The sequence below is a fragment of the Mesorhizobium sp. C089B genome (assembly GCF_030323125.1).
Lineage (GTDB): Bacteria > Pseudomonadota > Alphaproteobacteria > Rhizobiales > Rhizobiaceae > Mesorhizobium.
Genome location: NZ_CP100469.1, coordinates 5,605,432 through 5,621,855, shown reverse-complemented (window position 1 = coordinate 5,621,855; position 16,424 = coordinate 5,605,432). Strand labels below are relative to the sequence as shown.

The 16,424-nt window shown below is 59.7% G+C and carries 18 protein-coding genes and 2 pseudogenes; 12 read left to right on the top strand and 8 right to left on the bottom strand.

The window, feature by feature from the left end; all coding sequences use genetic code 11:
• Nucleotides 1–272: 272 nt before the first annotated feature.
• Nucleotides 273–741 (bottom strand): annotated as a pseudogene (locus NLY44_RS27645) (IS1595 family transposase); the annotation flags it as partial.
• Between the two features lie 90 nt (nt 742–831).
• Here NLY44_RS27645 and NLY44_RS27640 point away from each other — a divergent pair.
• Both NLY44_RS27640 and NLY44_RS27635 read left to right on the top strand, forming a co-directional pair.
• Entirely contained in the window at nt 832–1,035 is a 204-nt protein-coding gene (locus tag NLY44_RS27640; RefSeq protein WP_023822625.1) for a DUF6471 domain-containing protein, read from the top strand.
• A gap of 749 nt (nt 1,036–1,784) precedes the next feature.
• A complete protein-coding gene (locus NLY44_RS27635; RefSeq protein ID WP_023806332.1) occupies nt 1,785–2,027 on the top strand; it encodes a hypothetical protein in 243 nt (80 codons plus the stop codon).
• Between the two features lie 269 nt (nt 2,028–2,296).
• On the opposite strand, the gene NLY44_RS27630 is transcribed toward NLY44_RS27635, so the two are convergent.
• From NLY44_RS27630 to hemP, 6 genes are all read right to left on the bottom strand, one after another.
• Nucleotides 2,297–2,794 (bottom strand): hypothetical protein, encoded by a 498-nt coding sequence (locus NLY44_RS27630; RefSeq protein ID WP_031356183.1) that lies wholly within the window; start codon nt 2,792–2,794, stop codon nt 2,297–2,299.
• Nucleotides 2,795–3,795: 1,001 nt separating this feature from the next.
• Nucleotides 3,796–4,407, bottom strand: coding sequence for a nitrogen fixation protein NifQ (locus tag NLY44_RS27625; RefSeq protein ID WP_023806333.1), 612 nt, complete (start codon nt 4,405–4,407; stop codon nt 3,796–3,798).
• 324 nt (nt 4,408–4,731) lie between these two features.
• Nucleotides 4,732–4,932: a ferredoxin gene (locus NLY44_RS27620; RefSeq protein WP_081727483.1), complete on the bottom strand. Its 201-nt coding sequence runs from the start codon at nt 4,930–4,932 to the stop codon at nt 4,732–4,734.
• A 39-nt stretch (nt 4,933–4,971) separates the two neighbouring features.
• Nucleotides 4,972–6,189, bottom strand: coding sequence for a cytochrome P450 (locus tag NLY44_RS27615; RefSeq protein ID WP_023806334.1), 1,218 nt, complete (start codon nt 6,187–6,189; stop codon nt 4,972–4,974).
• Between the two features lie 829 nt (nt 6,190–7,018).
• The gene (locus NLY44_RS27605; RefSeq protein WP_023806335.1) at nt 7,019–8,110 is read right to left on the bottom strand and encodes a hemin-degrading factor; all 1,092 of its coding nucleotides are present in this window, start codon (nt 8,108–8,110) and stop codon (nt 7,019–7,021) included.
• Between the two features lie 30 nt (nt 8,111–8,140).
• Complete coding sequence (hemP, locus tag NLY44_RS27600) at nt 8,141–8,245, bottom strand: hemin uptake protein HemP (protein ID WP_023685012.1); 105 nt, start codon at nt 8,243–8,245, stop codon at nt 8,141–8,143.
• 544 nt (nt 8,246–8,789) lie between these two features.
• On the opposite strand from hemP, the gene NLY44_RS27595 reads away from it, so the two are divergent.
• The 5 genes and pseudogenes from NLY44_RS27595 (at nt 8,790) to nifW (ending at nt 12,329) form a co-directional block, all read left to right on the top strand.
• Nucleotides 8,790–9,110 carry a HesB/IscA family protein gene (locus tag NLY44_RS27595; protein WP_023698282.1) on the top strand — a complete coding sequence of 107 codons (321 nt, stop codon included), beginning with the start codon at nt 8,790–8,792 and terminating at the stop codon, nt 9,108–9,110.
• Nucleotides 9,111–9,165: 55 nt separating this feature from the next.
• Entirely contained in the window at nt 9,166–9,516 is a 351-nt protein-coding gene (locus NLY44_RS27590; protein ID WP_155921674.1) for a hypothetical protein, read from the top strand.
• 36 nt (nt 9,517–9,552) lie between these two features.
• A pseudogene (gene nifS / locus NLY44_RS27585) lies at nt 9,553–10,718 on the top strand (cysteine desulfurase NifS).
• Nucleotides 10,719–10,743: 25 nt separating this feature from the next.
• Nucleotides 10,744–11,952 carry a homocitrate synthase gene (gene nifV, locus NLY44_RS27580; protein WP_023806337.1) on the top strand — a complete coding sequence of 403 codons (1,209 nt, stop codon included), beginning with the start codon at nt 10,744–10,746 and terminating at the stop codon, nt 11,950–11,952.
• Nucleotides 11,949–12,329: a nitrogenase stabilizing/protective protein NifW gene (gene nifW / locus NLY44_RS27575; RefSeq protein WP_023806338.1), complete on the top strand. Its 381-nt coding sequence runs from the start codon at nt 11,949–11,951 to the stop codon at nt 12,327–12,329. Before nifV ends, nifW begins: the two co-directional genes overlap by 4 nt.
• A gap of 52 nt (nt 12,330–12,381) precedes the next feature.
• Here the strand turns inward: nifW and NLY44_RS27570 are convergent, their stop codons facing one another.
• A complete protein-coding gene (locus NLY44_RS27570; RefSeq protein ID WP_198029010.1) occupies nt 12,382–12,591 on the bottom strand; it encodes a hypothetical protein in 210 nt (69 codons plus the stop codon).
• Here NLY44_RS27570 and NLY44_RS27565 point away from each other — a divergent pair.
• Genes NLY44_RS27565 through NLY44_RS27545 form a run of 5 tightly spaced genes read left to right on the top strand, consistent with a single transcriptional unit; the run spans nt 12,515 to nt 16,375 of the window.
• Nucleotides 12,515–13,366 (top strand): electron transfer flavoprotein subunit beta/FixA family protein, encoded by an 852-nt coding sequence (locus NLY44_RS27565; RefSeq protein ID WP_023806339.1) that lies wholly within the window; start codon nt 12,515–12,517, stop codon nt 13,364–13,366. The genes NLY44_RS27570 and NLY44_RS27565 overlap by 77 nt on opposite strands.
• Before the next feature lie 17 nt (nt 13,367–13,383).
• On the top strand, nt 13,384–14,493 hold the full coding sequence (locus NLY44_RS27560; RefSeq protein ID WP_023685019.1) for an electron transfer flavoprotein subunit alpha/FixB family protein: 1,110 nt from the start codon (nt 13,384–13,386) through the stop codon (nt 14,491–14,493).
• Between the two features lie 10 nt (nt 14,494–14,503).
• Entirely contained in the window at nt 14,504–15,811 is a 1,308-nt protein-coding gene (locus NLY44_RS27555) for an FAD-binding protein (RefSeq protein ID WP_023712672.1), read from the top strand.
• An 11-nt stretch (nt 15,812–15,822) separates the two neighbouring features.
• Entirely contained in the window at nt 15,823–16,122 is a 300-nt protein-coding gene (locus NLY44_RS27550; RefSeq protein WP_023806340.1) for a ferredoxin family protein, read from the top strand.
• Between the two features lie 46 nt (nt 16,123–16,168).
• A complete protein-coding gene (locus NLY44_RS27545) occupies nt 16,169–16,375 on the top strand; it encodes a hypothetical protein (protein ID WP_023806341.1) in 207 nt (68 codons plus the stop codon).
• Nucleotides 16,376–16,424 lie beyond the last annotated feature (49 nt).

Genomic DNA, 16,424 nt, shown 5'->3' with positions numbered 1-16,424 from the left:
GCACCCATTTTTGTACCCCTGCCCGCACAAATGGCTTCTATGCACAGTAGAAGCAAAGGGCAACTGCGTCTTCGCAACTTTGCGGTCCACTGCTCACGAGACGATCGTCTGATGTAAAAATGACAACGATAGCTGCCGTGGCAAGCGGACTTGGGCCAATGAATAGGCCAGGCAGCATACTCTTCTCCGCCGGGCTTTGTGGCGAAGGAACTGAAGATCACGCCAATGAGCTGCTAAAAATCGACTCCAGAGGCGTTCGCGCAGTAGCAGAAGCGCGCGCCCTCGGCGCGCACCACGCCACCAAAGTAAGCGCCGTCAATCTCGACCTCGCCTTCAAGGGTTTCGTTCTTGGTTTCAGCCGACAGGCTTCGCGCAGCTTGTGAGCCAGCACAAAGGCGGTCTTGTACTGCACGTCCAGATCGCGAGAGAACTGGACCGCCGACATGCCCTTCGCGCCGTTAACAAACAGGCAGATCGCGGCGAGCAGATCGACAAACGACAGCTTGCGCCAAGGCGAAGATCGTGCCGCTCGTAACCGAGAACTGCGCCCCCGCAAGCGGCGCACTTGAACTTGCGACGGGTCGGAATGTCGTAATGATCCAGGCACCCGCATTTCCGGCAAACAGGCTCGCCTTGAGTCGAAGCCTTGAACGCGTCGTAAGCCTTTTCCTCGCCACCCTTGTAAATCTCTTTCAGAGAAAGGGAGCGGCTTTCGGCGGAAAGGAGGAAGTGTTGGGCCATTGTCATCATATCCGGTTATATGCGGGGCTTGTATCGCCAAATACAGGGGCCTGTACCACCGACTGTGATGATATTTTTTGAGGCGAGGCTATGGCAGGCAAGGACGACCCGCAGACCGTCGAATACGAGACGAAAGCCAAGAACCTTTTGAAGTCAGAGTTGAAGCGGAAGGGCGTTACCTATGCCCAACTCGCCGAAAAATTGGCGACTATGGACATTCACGAAACCGAGCGTAATTTGAACAACAAAATAAGCCGGGGGGGCTTTAGCGCTGCGTTCTTACTGCAATGCTGAGACGCTATCGGGGCATCCTCATTGCGGCTTTCGGAGTAGTTTTACTCGGGGCGGCTTTACCGCCAGACGAGCGCAAGAGCACTCCAGCCCCAACATTCCGAACAGCATCAAGAGACCATAGGCAACCCTGTTGCGGCGAGTCCTCCGCCAGTCCAACAGGCAAATGAACCCCCAAGTTACACTAACCCATGCCAAGCAGGTCACGATGATCGCAGTTCCGATGTGTGTGCCCAGTGGAAGGCTGCCGACGCTGCCCAACAGTCGGCGAACTGGACCACCATTGGCGCTATCGTGGGTGCTTTCACGCTCGCCGCTGCTATGGCCGCTGCTTACTACGCCAAAGAGGCTGCTAGGCACACCCAGCGCAGCGCCGACATTGCCGAAAAGGCGTTTGCTCGATATCGAGCGCCCGTATTTGTTCGTCACCGCCACCAAACCGTTGGTGGGGGTGACGCACGATTGGGCTGACAAGCCCGACAACAAAAGACCAATTCCGGAAGCGGCATACTCGATCAAGAATTTCGGACGCACTCCTGCCATCATAAACGAGATTCGGGCGAGCCTCCGGCTTTGCAACTTGCCGCCAACTCCGCATTACCATCCCGGAGAAATCAATGACGTTGAACGGGTGCTCGGGGCAGACGATGCTCTTAGCCCTGCAGCTTTTGATCGCGGCGGCCCTATCACAAACAATGTGCTGAATGAGCTTTTCCTGTCCGATACTCACATAGGGGCGGGTTCCCTTCCATATGTATCTGTATGGCGAGATCACTTATACGAGCGTCAACGGGATCACCGACCAATTCGGATTTATCTACCGCTACTCGCCTCCCGGCAATACGTTCCATTTGCAGGACATTCCCGGCTACACCTACCGCCGCCGTGACGTGAAGAAACATAAGCAAAACGATGACTTATCGGCCTTAGACTTGCTCCGAACGCGTAAAAGCGGCCTCGGGCGGTTGCAAGATCGCTACAATGTTTATTTTTGATATCCGCTCGGTAAGGCGCTTTTCGCTTAAGCAACTAGGCGTTCTCACATTTTTTGTTCAAGAACAAGGCGTTACACAACTTGCCTACGAGGCGAAAGCGCCTTAACTGTCAACGTTTACATACGCGAAAGTGCCTAAACATCCTGGCTGCTGCGGATGGAAAAACGCTGACTGTGAAAGCCCGCCAACCTTTCGGCGGGCGGGCTTCCACTGCCGGAACTGGAGAGTGTCATGTCGACAGCCCCGACAGGTCGGAAAGGGGTCGCTGGTTAGCGGCGCGAGATCAGCAGGCAGAGCCGGCGCAGGTCACGATCATAGGTGTCTTCGTTGCTAAGCACTTCGACGCAGCGCTTCTTCATCCGAGTGACCTGGGCGTTCGACATATCGCCGACAACGCTAGCCAGATTCGGGTTGCTCGAAGCGGTCGGGTTGCTGGGGTTGGCGGCTGGATTGGTTCCAACGCCGACATTTACGTCGGTACCAACCCCGGTGACGACACCGACATTGGCGCTGCCAGTGCCGATGGAAGCAGTCGCTCCGCCAGTGTCGCCGACGGAGGCTGCGGCATTTGCCCCAGAACCGCCTAGGGATACGCTAGCCGTAGCGCCGCTGTTGCCGCCCACATTAGCGCTGGCGCCTCCGCTGCCGACGGATACCCCGCCGACGCCTCCGACATTAATTCCAGCTGCAGTCGCTGGCATGCAAAGAATTGCGAGAACAGATCCGGCAGTCAGACTGCCCATAAGAATTTCAAAAATTCTTGCCATAGTACGCCTCCTTGTTGCCCTGCAAAGGATGGGACATTTTTGGGATCTACGGACCCGATATTGACGCACTAGAGTTTAAAAACAAGCTAACGGCCCGCGAAAGATGCGTTCTTGGATCATTACTTGGCAATTCTCAGGAGTCAGATATAATAAAATTTTACTTTGGCTCCTACGTGATTTTTCCATTTGTCAGATAATATCATTCCCTAAGCACCCCAGGTGCGGGTGCAACAAGGTTCAGGGATCGACCGTCCGGCGATCAGTAAGCGGCTACTACCGCCGATCGGACATACAACGCTATATTAGCACCTTTTGACGAACCCGACCGGCGGGCAGAGCCAGAATCCCGTCTGCGCAAAACCTGCAAAATCGCTTCCGATGCTCGCCATTGACTAGCACGGAGGAAGTCCTGAGCGCCAAACACGGTGACCATCAACCTACGGCCGCTGGTAACTGTCGACGTCGAGCATTTCGCCTGGTTGAAAGCTATGTGGCGCCGAAGCGGAAGAAACACTGCAGACCCCGTTTCCTAAAATCGTATCAGGGCATTAGCAGTGACGCCGAGCGGCCGCCGACCTATCGATTAACTCGGTCCGGAGCCAGAGCGTTATAAAGGAGCAAACACGCCAGAAGTGAGATGACGCTGCCTAGCAGTTGGTCTGCCGTCAGGCCGGAAAAATAAACGAGATCGAACGCCAGTACAGCCATCGCTCTAGCCACTCATGAATTGGAAAACCTAACGAGCTGGTCACCAAGTCCGGCCTGCTCAAGATCGCGCAACGTGTCCTTCAACTCCTTGCGCTTGTAGCGATTGATGATGCCGGCTTAGGTTGTGGCGGCATCTAACAAACATTCGACTCGCGCCTGCCATGACGACGACCCGCCGAAGCGAGCATCGCGAGCGCACAGTATTCAAATCCCCCAAGGCCTCCGTCGAGATTTGACAACAGACATATGGCGTGGCGCGAGCTCTGACGCTGTACGACTGACGCAAGCGGCTCTCAATCCTGGGCGTTGTCCTTGGTCCGTGTGAGCCGGCTTTCGCCTTCCTCCGGGCCGAAGCAGCTTTCGAAATCATTACAGTCCCGGCAACTGGGGGAGCTGCACAGCGAAAAACCTTCGGCCTCGCAGAGCTTTCGGTAAAAGTATTTTTTCCATTTCATGTTTTGGGTGTTGCCGGCCGCCAGCGTCGGAAAATGCGAGGCGAGCAGGCGGCCGAGGTCGCTTCGACTAAAGAGGCCAAGGTCTTGCCAGAGGTGGTCATTGCGCATGGCACGCCGGGCGATGATCTTGGCGAAGCGGGCGCCTGCCTTGTCGTCGGGCCGGGCATGCGCCAGCAGCAGTCCGCGCAGAAGTTCTTCTTCCAGATCCGGCTCGGGCTCGCTCCCCTCTTCCAAGGCAAACGCGTTGATCGGAAAAGCAGGGAAACAGCGGACCAGGACATCGCGCAACTCGGCGCGCGAAAGTCCGGTTGCCTCCGTCGCCGTCGCCTCGCCGGCCTCGATCTCCTCGAGCGCACGTGAAAGCACACAGGCAAGCACATGCTGGTCGAACCTCCTCTCCAGCTGCGGCCATTGGCCGGTGCTGAGCCGGGCATAATGTTGGGCAAATATGGTGCGTTCTCCTGCTATGGTCCTATCAAATCATGCACAGACCCGGCCTGCCGCAACATGGGTCGGGCAGTTCTTCGGTGTGGCACTCCGGTCGCCTCGCGTCGAGTAGTCCGGCAATTCTCGTCTGGTCCATCGGCTCTGACGCAAATTGTGTGATTGGAAGAGTTGTTCGCGAACCCCTGCCCTGCCGTTTGCGCCTCACGGGGAACACTGGCGCCGGAAATGCCCCTGCAGAGTTGGACGTGAACCGTGCGGGACAGAGGTCGCGTGCTGAGTGCGGCCACATGGTTCAAGCCGCCAGACTCACGGTTGAATGAGGCCGATTCAAAACGCGCAGCGGGTGAGTTCCAGCGCACGTTCAGGACAGGATCGCGCGCCTCGTGATGCAGGCAGTTCCTCCCCTTCCGCAACTTCAATGTCACCAGGCAGGATGTAACCGTCATTATCGAGTTTGAAGATGTCCGGCGCTTGCGCCGCGCATCGCGCGTGGCCCTGGCATTTGGCCCTTTGGACGATGATGCGCATGGCGCTGCCTCCATTGTCTGTGCCCGGCTCGGGGCGGGCCTAAGACCAGTCCAGGATCAAATTTTCGATCCCGAACACATGGCCGCCAGAAGTTATCGGCGCCGTACCCTGCTTGATCCTGAAAGCCGGGATGCGCGCCAGCCACTCCTCCAGGCCAATGACAATCTCCCGCCGGGCAAGGTGTGAGCCAAGGCAACGGTGGGGACCATAGCCAAACGCTGCGTGGCGGTTGTCCTCCCGCTCCAAATCAATCGTGTTGGGGCATTCGAATTCCGCCGGGTCACGATTGGCAATCATCGTGGCGCAGGAAACATAGTCCCCCTTCCGGATCGGCGCGCCTTCGAAGTCGATATCTTTCGTGGCCACGCGGATCAACTGAATGGGCGGATAGGCCCGCAGCAATTCTTCGGTTGCGAGCGGGATGCGGTCCGGTTCGCTCCGCAGCAATTGCTGATCTTTGCGGTTGCGTGCGAGGTACGCCAAGTCAAAGCCTATAGCTGCTGCGACCGTGTCAAGCCCAGCGACGAAGACAAGCACGCCGATGCCGCGGACTTGGGTGTCCGTCAGCCGGCGGCCCTCGACCTGTGCCTGCACGATAAAGGTCATGAAATCGTCAACCGCCTCGTCGCGGCGCATGGCTGCAAGTTCGTCGATGAATGCCACGATCGTCCGGGCAGCCACAGGTCGTTCCCTATCGTCGCCGTGGAGCAGATCTTTCCCCCAGCCAACGAATGTATCGAGTCGGTCATCAGGCAACCCCAGAAAGCGAAGAAAGGTGCTCACCGCGAAAGGAAAGGCAAAATCCTTCATCACCTCGCAGCTTGTTCCCGACGCGGCGATCCTTTCGATCAGCTCGACCGCCCGGTCGCGGACAGCCGGTTCCAAAGCCAACACCCGCTTTGGCGAAAGCAGCGGATTGAGCAGTGAGCGAAACAGGCCATGGGCCGGTGGATCGAGCTCAAGCGGGATCGTCGGCCAGTTTTCACCCAGAATCGAGGAGAAGATGCTGCGATGGCTGGAAAAAGTCTCTGCGTCCTGCAGCACCTTCCGCTGGTCCGCGGCACGGGTGATGACCCAGGTACCCCGGCCATCTTGCGTGTTGTAGCGGGAGTAAAAGATCGGAGGCCCGTCATGTACGCAAGCGACAGCTGCGTGTGGATCCCCGTTGGGTGTTGGTGGCATCCCTGGCGATGTAAACAGGCTGAAATCCCTCACCATTTCGGGCGGGACATGATCTGGAACGGGGTTGGTCGCCATTTTGTTTCTCTACATTGGCGTTCATGGCTCGATTGAGATTGCACCGCAGTTCATAAAGTCGATTTCCAGCATGGGCACGTCTCTTGTCGGGCGCCTTCTAGATTCTGTCGCCTGATACAGCCCACCTGCACCCGCGGATGAGATGGGTTGCGAAGTCGATCAGAGGGGCATCACCGCCGCGCTCCGGTCATGAAGCAAAGCGGCCGCTTATCCCCGTTAGGGTTGAGAGACTGGTCAATCACCTCTGCCCTGCTGATCAAATTGTCGAAGCAAGTCGCGTGCCGGATAGGGGTAGCCATGGCGCTGCACCAAGCAATGCCAGCCTGCGCTGGGCCCGCCGCTGATGATCACCTGTCCATCATTCTTGTGACAACGTCCGACAACCGACATCCGTGGTCGGTTTTGTCGAGCCCGCGACATCGGGCTGTTCGGCTTGGCTGTTGCTGCACAGCCTGCCGGTCGACGAGCGAGTAGATCGCCCGCACGGCCCGGATTGAGCAACGACGCGATCCAGCGCAAGGATCGGGTGCGGTCCGAGAAGACCCGACGGCGCTTGCGCGAGTATCAAAAAGGTCAAGCCGCGCTTCGGTTCGGCGCTGATGGCGTATGCGTTTTATCGGAGGCGCTGCAAGGCTTTTCGGTCAGACGGCGATGCACTCGTGCGCACCGGTCCGGCCGGCCACCAGCTTGACTGTATAGATGCGGTCCATTCCGGCGTGCATCACCTGACCATGCGCATGCGCTACGACGGCAGTCCTTTCCGCTCATGGACCTAAATTTGCTCGCGAGCCGCTGTCGGAACGTGGTGCTGAGTCCTATCGCGGTCGGTTCAATCCGAGGACCTGTCGGCAGTCAACACACCCCTGGAGGTCGGACCGGGAACGCGTGGCAGACTCTCGGCCAGAAACCGCCAGTCGCTGCCCTCGCGTTCGCCTTCCTTGCGCGTGCCGAAGAACTGGATGATCATCTTGCCGTCCGCGCCATAAGCTTCAATGGACGTGACGTGACCATCCCTCGTCGGCTTGCGCACGGCCCAGACCTCGCGGATGAGATGGGTCCTAAGATGCAGATGGAAGGTCTCTTCGAGCACATTGATCCGCGGCCCGATCTGCTTGACTGACCTGATCGGGCCGGAATGGATCTGAATGCAACCACGATTGCCGACAAAGCACATGATCGGCATCTCGTCTTCGGCCGCCTGTTGGAACAGGGCGCCAATGGCATCATTGTCGAGTGCCCAGGCGTCATCCTCGTCGGCCATACGCATCGCCTGGCAGCGGCTGAGCTTCAGTGTCTTCAACATATGGTAGAACTGATGCACGTCGCTTAGCCGGCCCCAGTGCTCGCGTAGGTCGTCGACCGTGGTGGCGTGGTCTGGACTCACTGCGTTATCGCGCGCCCCGCTCGCCTCGAGCGATATGATCGGCTCCTGGTCGGAGGATACAAGCTCTGCCGTCAGATCCTGATAGGCCTGCAGGTTCGAGGCGGGCGTGAGATGAGCTTTGTGCATCGCCTCGCCGGTGGCATCAAAGAATTGAAGGCTGCGGCGGATCTCGGCTCCCTCGCGCTTCTCGACGGCGAAGCCATACGCCCACGCTTTCGGGAAGATGCGCAGGTCGATCTCGTCGCCGAGCAGTATGGCATGCATGTTGCCGGTGACCACTTTGCCGTAAACGCCAATCTTTTGGTGCACGGCACTTTCGTTGCTGGTGACCGCCATCACCTCGCCGACCGCTTCGAGGCCGGTCAGCAGATCATCGACGCGCGGCTCGATGCGCACCGCGCCGTGACCACAATGCGCCGCGACCAACTCGGCTTCCGAAATGCCCAATCGAGCGGCGAGATCATGCTCCCGGATCTTCGGATTGTCTTTGCACGCCCGCCGGATTTCGTCGGGCGACGGTTTCTCGCGTTGGTCCATGCTTACCCCTGTTTCTACGACGTGTGAGGATCATCTGCCCTGCCCGGGAATCTTCAGCCGATAAGGCGCGCCGAAATGCTCGATCCTGATCTGCTGCTGGCCCATGAACAAGGTGTCGCTGGACAGCGTGCGCACGGCGTCGCACCCGTGCGAAAATCAGAGAGCAGCCACATGCCGATGGCATGCCATCGAGCCGGTCGGCGGCTACTGGGCGGTGGTGAGCCAGTGTGGATGTTGTCGCAATCGGCCAAGCGGGCATTCGGATGCCATGGGCGGCGCTGCTTTGCCAAACAACGCGTATCTGACCACGGTCCTGACATGTTGGTCCCCTGCTTCGCCCCATCCATCGCGATGGCACCTATCGCATGATTGTGGATCGGCATGCTCTTGCCGTCTCGCCAAACGGAGCTTCAAAAACCGTGCCAATTGCGCCGAGCAAGCTCAGAAGAAGTTCTGTATTTGGAGATGTGAGTTCAACCAAGAACTCAGGCCCAACATCCCTCGTGGCTGACCCGACAAACCCGACAGCACGTGTCGATTGACCGACACCTTCTCAGCAATGCACTCACAAGAAGCACCAGTGTGAGAGATGCGGCGCTGTGTTGAAACGTTTTTTGGCTTTGGCACGGTGCATGCGACGTGATGGGCAAGCAGGTCCCGGACTGAGGAGAATGGAGCCATGATTACGCTCACCGACAACGCTGTTGCCGCCTTCAAGACTGCTCTTTCCCGCGCCAGCGAGCCGGCGGACGGCTTTCGCATTATGGTCGAGGCCGGCGGCTGCGCCGGCTTCAAATACTTAATGGGCCTGGAGAGCGTGTCGCGCGAGGGCGACGCGATCACTGACACAGATGGGGTCAAGCTGTTCGTGGACGCGGGCTCCCAACCCCATGTAGCCGGCATGACCGTCGACTTCCTCACCGGGCTCCAATCTTCCGGTTTTGTCTTCGATAACCCCAATGCGCGCGAAAAGTGCGGCTGCGGTAAGTCCTTCAGTTAAACGCCCGAAGCGCCTGTGCGGCCGAAAGAGTGATTTTGCGGCAGAGGAGACTTATATGGCCGGCACAACAGATGTCCCCGTCCTAAAAAACAAGACAAGGTCAAAGCCGATCTCGGGACCGCCATTCGCTCCCAGTAGGATTCAAAGAACGTCGCCTCCCGAAGCAGCTCGGTTCCTGGTGGCACCCGAGCTGCTTGCGGACAAATCGCGCCGCTGCGCCAAATTCGGCTCATCGGTAGCGTTATCGCGTTCGGGCGTCCTTACCTGCGGGCTGACCTACGGCCACTGCGAACATGTCCATATCGACGGAGATCCGGTTTACGTCAAACACTCCGGGCGCCTGCGCGCGCTGCCAGTTCAAATGATCATCAACGGCATGCGCCAGAGGCTCAACGAGTCGGTCTAGCGCTCGCGTCATTCTGTTTAACTGAGGATCGCACCTATGAAGCCTGTCTACCTCGACAACAACGCAACCACACGGGTCGATCCTGAGGTCGTGCAAGCGATGTTGCCGTTCTTTAGGGATCAATTCGGCAACCCTTCGTCGGCACACGCTCTTGGCGCCTCAGTCAGTGCGGCGGTGAGAAAGGCGCGGAGGCAGTTGCAAGCGCTGATCGGCGCGGAGTTCGAGGATGAGATCACTTTCACCTCGGGTGGGACAGAAAGCGACAATGCAGCGCTTCTTTCAGCGCTCGAGGCGGCGCCCAACCGAACCGAGATCGTGACGTCCGCGGTCGAGCATCCCGCCGTGCTGACGCTCTGCGCGCATCTTGAGAAGACCCGCCGCCTCAAGGTGCACAGGATCCCGGTGGATTGCCGTGGTCGGCTCGATCTCGACGCCTATATGGCCGCCCTCACCCACAGGTTGCAATCGTATCAATAATGTGGGCGAACAACGAGACTGGTGTGATCTTCCCCGTGGCAAGGCTTTCCGAGCTGGCCAAGGAAGTGGGCGCCCTATTCCATACCGATGCTGTGCAGGCGGTCGGCAAGCTTCCGATGGACCTGAAGTCGACCGCAATCGACATGCTGTCGCTCTCCGGCCACAAGCTGCACGGGCCGAAAGGGATCGGTGCGCTTTTCGTAAAACGTGGCGTCGATTTCCATTCGCTGATCAAGGGGGGTCACCAAGAACACAACCGGCGTGCTGGCACCGAGAATACGCCCGGCATAGCCGGGCTCGGCACGGCGGCCGAACTCGCCTTGAAATTCATGGACGACGAGACCACACGGGTAAAGTCGCTCCGCGATCGCCTGGAGGGCGGGATCCTCCAGCGCATCCCAAGCACCTGTGTCACTGGTGATCCCTTGCAACGGTTGCCCAACACCGCAAACATCTCCTTCGAACATGTCGAAAGTGATGGAATTCCACTTCTCCTCAGCCGCATTGGCATCGCGTGTTCCTCTGGCTCGGCCTGCACCTCCGGCTCTCTGGAACCAAGCCATGTCCTAAGCGCGATGAAAACGCCACACGCGGCAGTCCGCTTCTCCTTGGCGCGGGACAACAGCGAAGAGGATATCGACCGGGTGCTCGAGGTCATGCCGGGAATCGTGGGGAAGCTGCGCAGCTTTTCCGGTTCTGGGCCGGGTAATCCGGTCTATGCGTGAGCGGCAGAAGAACAGGCTACCGGTCATGCCCCGTCATGTCTCCCTCAACGATACGACCTTGCGCGATGGCGAGCAGGCACCGGGCGTCGCCTTTACCACGACGGAAAAGCTGGAGATCGCTGAGTCTCTTGCGGCGGCCGGCGTGACAGAGATCGAGATCGGCACGCCGGTCATGGGCGTCGACGAGATCGAAACAATTCGCGCCGTGGTAGCGCGGCGTCTTCCGGTTCGGCTCATGGCCTGGTGCCGGATGACGTCGTTGGATCTCGATGCAGCGATCGAGAGCGGCGTTCACGCCGTCAATTTGTCGCTGCCTGCGTCGGACATCCAACTTGCCGCCAAGCTCGGCCTCGACAAGGCGGGAGCGCTCCAGGTCATCGATCATATGGTCAGGCGCGCCGCCGCCGCCGGCTTCTTCGTCGCGGTGGGCTGCGAGGATGCCTCGCGGGCCAATCGGGATCATCTCGCCCGCGTCATCGAGACGGCCGCACGCGCCGGCGCAAGCCGCGTGAGGCTGGCCGACACAGTCGGTGTTCTCGACCCGTTTTCGACCTTCGAACTTGTCGCCCAGCTCGTGGTGCAGTCTCCAATCGACCTTGAATTTCATGCGCACAACGATCTCGGACTTGCTGGCGCCAACACGCTGGCGGCGATCCGCGCAGGCGCGCGCCATGCCTCCGTCACCGTCCTGGGGCTCGGCGAGCGTGCGGGCAATGCCGCGCTGGAGGAGGTGGCCGCCGCAATGGCAGTCTTCGACGGCGCAGACACCGGCATTGAGCTGACCGCATTGCCCGGCCTCGCCGCCCAGGTGGCTTGGGCCGCCCGCCGGCAGACCGCAGCCACTAAGCCGGTCGTCGGCGCCGATGTTTTCACCCACGAATCCGGCATTCACGTCGCAGGGCTGCTGAAGGACTCGCGTACTTATCAGGGGCTCGATCCGACTCTCGTGGGCCGCTGCCGGCGGATCGTCATCGGCAAGCATTCCGGCGCCACTGCGATTGCCCATGTGCTGAGCGAAAGCGGTCGCGATCTAGACCCGGATCTGGCAGCCGCGATGGTGGCCCGCGTCCGACGCGAGGCGGCCGAGACCAAATCGACCGTCACTGCAACTCGACTGGTCGAGCTCTACGATGGAATGTGCAGCGAGGCATCCCTCATCGAGCTGTGCGGGTCCAAGTCAGCCGTGCGCGAGCGCACAGAGGCCACAGTTTTGCGACCAGGAAGAATGCAATGAATTGTTCCGCTGACAGCCGCCCCATGGATGTCACCGACATCCTCGCACGACTGAAGCGCTTGTCGGCTGCAGAGGAATTCTTTTCAGTCCTAGGCGTCGCCTATGACCCGAAGGTACTGAATGTCTCGCGGCTCCATATCCTGAAGCGTGTGGGCCAATACCTCGCCGAAGAAGATTTCTCCGGTCTGCCCGACCAGGTGATTGCCGCGAGGGTGCGCGCAACGCTCGAACGAGCTTACGAGGACTTTGCGATTTCCTCGCCGCTCACGCATCGGATTTTCAAGGTGCTCAAGGACCACGATCCGAACAAACCTGCCGCGCCGGGTCACACCTTTGTTCCGTTCGACTCGGTACTGAAGCGGTTCGGACGGGAATGATCGGCGACAAGGGTGCGACGCGACAATGTCGAGCAGCCGCCAAATCCGGTCATCACCACAGCGCCGTCAGAAGCAACCAGCCGAAGTTGTAGGAAAGGGGGAGCGCAAGAGACTTGGCACGAATAATGCGGACAAAGGAGATAACCGCAATGCCGGACCCGGACACGAGCCTAGAGAAACCGCCAATGCACATCGTAATCTGCATCAAGCAGGTGCCGGACTCGGCACAGATAAGGGTCCATCCGGTCACGAACACGATCATGCGCCAGGGTGTTCCGACCATCATCAACCCTTACGACCTGTTCGCCCTCGAAGAAGCGCTCAGACTGCGCGACGCACATGGCGGCGAAGTCACTGTGCTCACCATGGGTCCGCCCATGGCAGAGGACGCGCTGCGCAAGGCGCTCGGTTACGGCGCCGACCGAGCGGTGCTCTTGACCGACCGCTATTTTGCCGGCTCCGACACGCTGGCAACCTCGTTCGCCCTTTCCCAGGCAATCGCGAAGATTGGCGAGACGTTCGGCACGCCAGACCTCGTCTTCACCGGCAAGCAGACGATCGATGGCGACACCGCCCAGGTCGGGCCCGGCATCGCCAAGCGCCTCGGACTCCTGCAACTGACCTATGTCGCGAAGATCCCTTCTGTCGACCTTGCTGCACGCGAGATCAAGGTCGAGCGCCGTTCCGAAGGCGGCACACAGATGCTGAAGAGCAGGCTCCCTTGCCTCATCACCATGCTGGAAGGCACAAACGAGATCCGCCGGGGCTCGATCCAGGACGCCTTGTGCGCCGCGCGCAGCCAGGTCTTGAAATGGAGCGCGGCCGACGCCGGCATTGAGGATCTCACCAAATGCGGCCTGCGCGGTTCACCGACCGTCGTCAAACGTGTTTTCGCCCCTCCTGCTCGAGCTGAAAAGGCGGCACAAATCGACACCGCCGAGAAGGCCTTGCGCGATGTCGCTGACGAACTCATCACCGCAATCTTCACCCGCCAGCCGGCGCTGGAACAAGAGCTCGCCTTTAACGGCGGCGCGTGACGGCAAGGAGCAAAACGATGTCGACCGCGAACGGAGAAACCCCTCGCCCTGCCGCCGGCCGCGCCGGCATAAAGAAGGAGTTGCCCGCCCATTTCAAGGACTATCGGCACGTTTGGGTTTTCATCGAGCTCGAACGTGGCGAGGTCCATCCGGTATCATTCGAACTGCTCGGCGAAGGCCGCAACTTAGCAGACAAGCTTCAGGTCCAGCTTGCAGGCGTCGTGCTTGGACCGCCGGGAGAGGCCGTCGGGAACGCCGTTGCCGAAGCATTCGCGTATGGCGCTGACCTTGTCTACATCGCCGAGGCGCCCCTGCTCGCCGACTATCGGAATGAACCTTTCACCAAGGCGCTGACGGATCTGGTCGATACCCACAAACCCGAAATCCTTCTTCTCGGTGCCACCACACTGGGCAGGGATCTTGCCGGCTCCGTGGCGACGACCTTGCAGACGGGGCTCACGGCCGACTGCACCGAACTCGATGTGGATACCGACAGTTCGCTCGCCGCCACGCGTCCGACTTTCGGCGGTTCCTTGTTGTGCACGATCTATACGCTCAATTTCCGCCCGCAGATGGCGACCGTGCGGCCGAGGGTCATGCCCATGCCGCAGCGGACGGATAAACCGGTCGGGCGTGTCATCCGGCACAAGCTTTCGCTTGCCGAGGACGAGATCGCTACCAAAGTCCTCGGCTTCCTGCCGGACAATCAGTCGGCGAAGGCAAACCTTGCCTATGCCGACGTCGTGGTTGCGGGAGGCCTTGGTCTTGGCGCGGCGGAGAACCTGCAGCTTGTGAAGAACCTCGCACGAGCAATCGGCGCCGAGCACGGCTGTTCGCGTCCGTTGGTCCAGAAGAGCTGGATGCCAGCTGATCGGCAGATCGGCCAAACTGGCAAGACGATCCGGCCGAAGCTTTACATAGCGGCCGGGATTTCCGGCGCCGTCCAGCATCGGGTTGGCGTGGAGGGGGCGGATCTCATCGTGGCCATCAACACCGACCCGAACGCGCCGATTTTCGATTTCGCTCACCTCGGAATCGTCACCGACGCGATCCGCTTCCTGCCCGCACTGACGGAAGCCTTCACCCGGCGGCTGTCGCCCCACAGTCGCGATAAGCTTTCGAGCTAAGGGGATGGACATGATCGAGGAAAACTTCGACGCCATTGTTGTTGGGGCAGGCATGTCCGGAAACGCAGCTGCTTACACCATGGCCAGCCATGGCCTGAAGGTGCTGCAGTTGGAGCGGGGTGAATATCCGGGCTCCAAGAATGTCCAGGGTGCCATCATGTACGCGAACATGCTGGAGAAGATCATCCCGGATTTCCGGGATGATGCGCCTCTCGAGCGGCATTTGGTTGAACAGCGGCTTTGGGTGATGGACGACACATCCCATACAGGGATTCACTATAGGTCGGACGACTTCAATGAGGCGAAGCCCAACCGATACACGATCATCCGTGCCCAGTTCGATAAATGGTTTTCGCGTAAGGTGCGCGCGGCCGGCGCGACCGTTCTGTGCGAGACGACCGTGACGGAACTCATCCGTGATGCCAATGACAGGGTGATCGGCGTCCGCACAGACCGGGCGGGCGGAGCCATCTACGCGGACGTGGTCGTTCTCGCAGAAGGTGTCTGCGGACTGCTTGGCACTCGAGCCGGCCTGCGCGAGATGCCAAAGCCGCAAACCGTGGCCCTCGCCGTCAAGGAAATGCATTTCTTGCCCGAAGAGGTCATTGAGCAGCGGTTCGGCGTAAAGGGCGATGAGGGCTGCGTGATCGAGGCGGTGGGCACGACCTCCCGCAGCATGGCCGGGCTCGGCTTCCTCTATACCAACAAGGAGTCCATCTCACTGGGCATTGGCTGCCTCGTCTCCGATTTTGCCGCGATGGTCGAGAGCCCCTACGTTCTCCTTGATGCCTTGAAGAGCCATCCTTCGATCCGGCCGCTGATCGCCGGCTCGGAAGTGAAAGAATATTCCGCACACCTCATTCCCGAAGGCGGCTACAAGGCTATTCCGCAGCTCTTTGGCGATGGTTGGGTCGTGGTCGGCGATGCCGCGCAACTGAACAACGCCATTCACCGCGAGGGTTCGAACCTCGCCATGACCTCCGGCCGCATTGCGGCTGAGGCAATCGTCGAGGTCAAGAGCCGCAACGGTCCGATGAACAAACGGAATCTCGCCCTTTACAAAGCCATGCTGGACAAGTCCTTCGTGGTCAAGGACCTGAGGAAATACAAAGACATGCCGGCCTTGCTCCACACCAATTCATGCAATTATTTCACGACTTATCCGCGGTTGATGTCGCAAGCTGCGCAGAACTTCATGCGTGTCGACGGCACGCCGAAGATCGAGAAGGAAAAGGCGACCACGGCGGCCTTCATCAAGGCGCGCTCGCGCTGGGGGCTGGTCAGCGACGCGGTCCGCCTTGCATTGGCGTGGCGCTGAGGGGAGACGAAATGACCAGCGCAGCGACGAAGTCACGTGTCGAGGACAAGCTTTACCAGAACCGCTACTTGGTGGATTCCGGCCGCCCGCACATCAAAGTGCGACCGCACCAGAAGCCGAGCGCGAATTTGCTCGCGCTGACCCACGTCTGCCCGGCGAAATGTTATGAGTTGAACGACAAGGGTCAAGTGGAGATCACTGCCGACGGCTGCATGGAGTGCGGCACCTGCCGGATTTTGTGCGGGACGACTGGTGAGATCGAGTGGAACTATCCACGCGGCGGTTTCGGAATCCTCTTTAAATTCGGATGACCGGCGCACGCATGCCCTAAGCAGATACCGCGCTCAGGGACGATATGTGAAGGTGCTGACCGCGCCAAGCGAGCTGGAGATTCCGCTCGCCATACGCTGGCTAATTGTCGTGAACGTCCTGCCCACGTTTTTACAGACGGGTGATGGAGAAGTCGTCGTCTGGACGCTGAAGGAGAGCCGGAGATTGCCGCCACTGCCGGCAATACCCACGCACCTCAATCAGGCACTCGCCGCCTCATACCACAGGCTGTAACAGATCGAGCGGATTGCGGCTGCCGGCCAGTCGCATCGGCGCCTCCGCA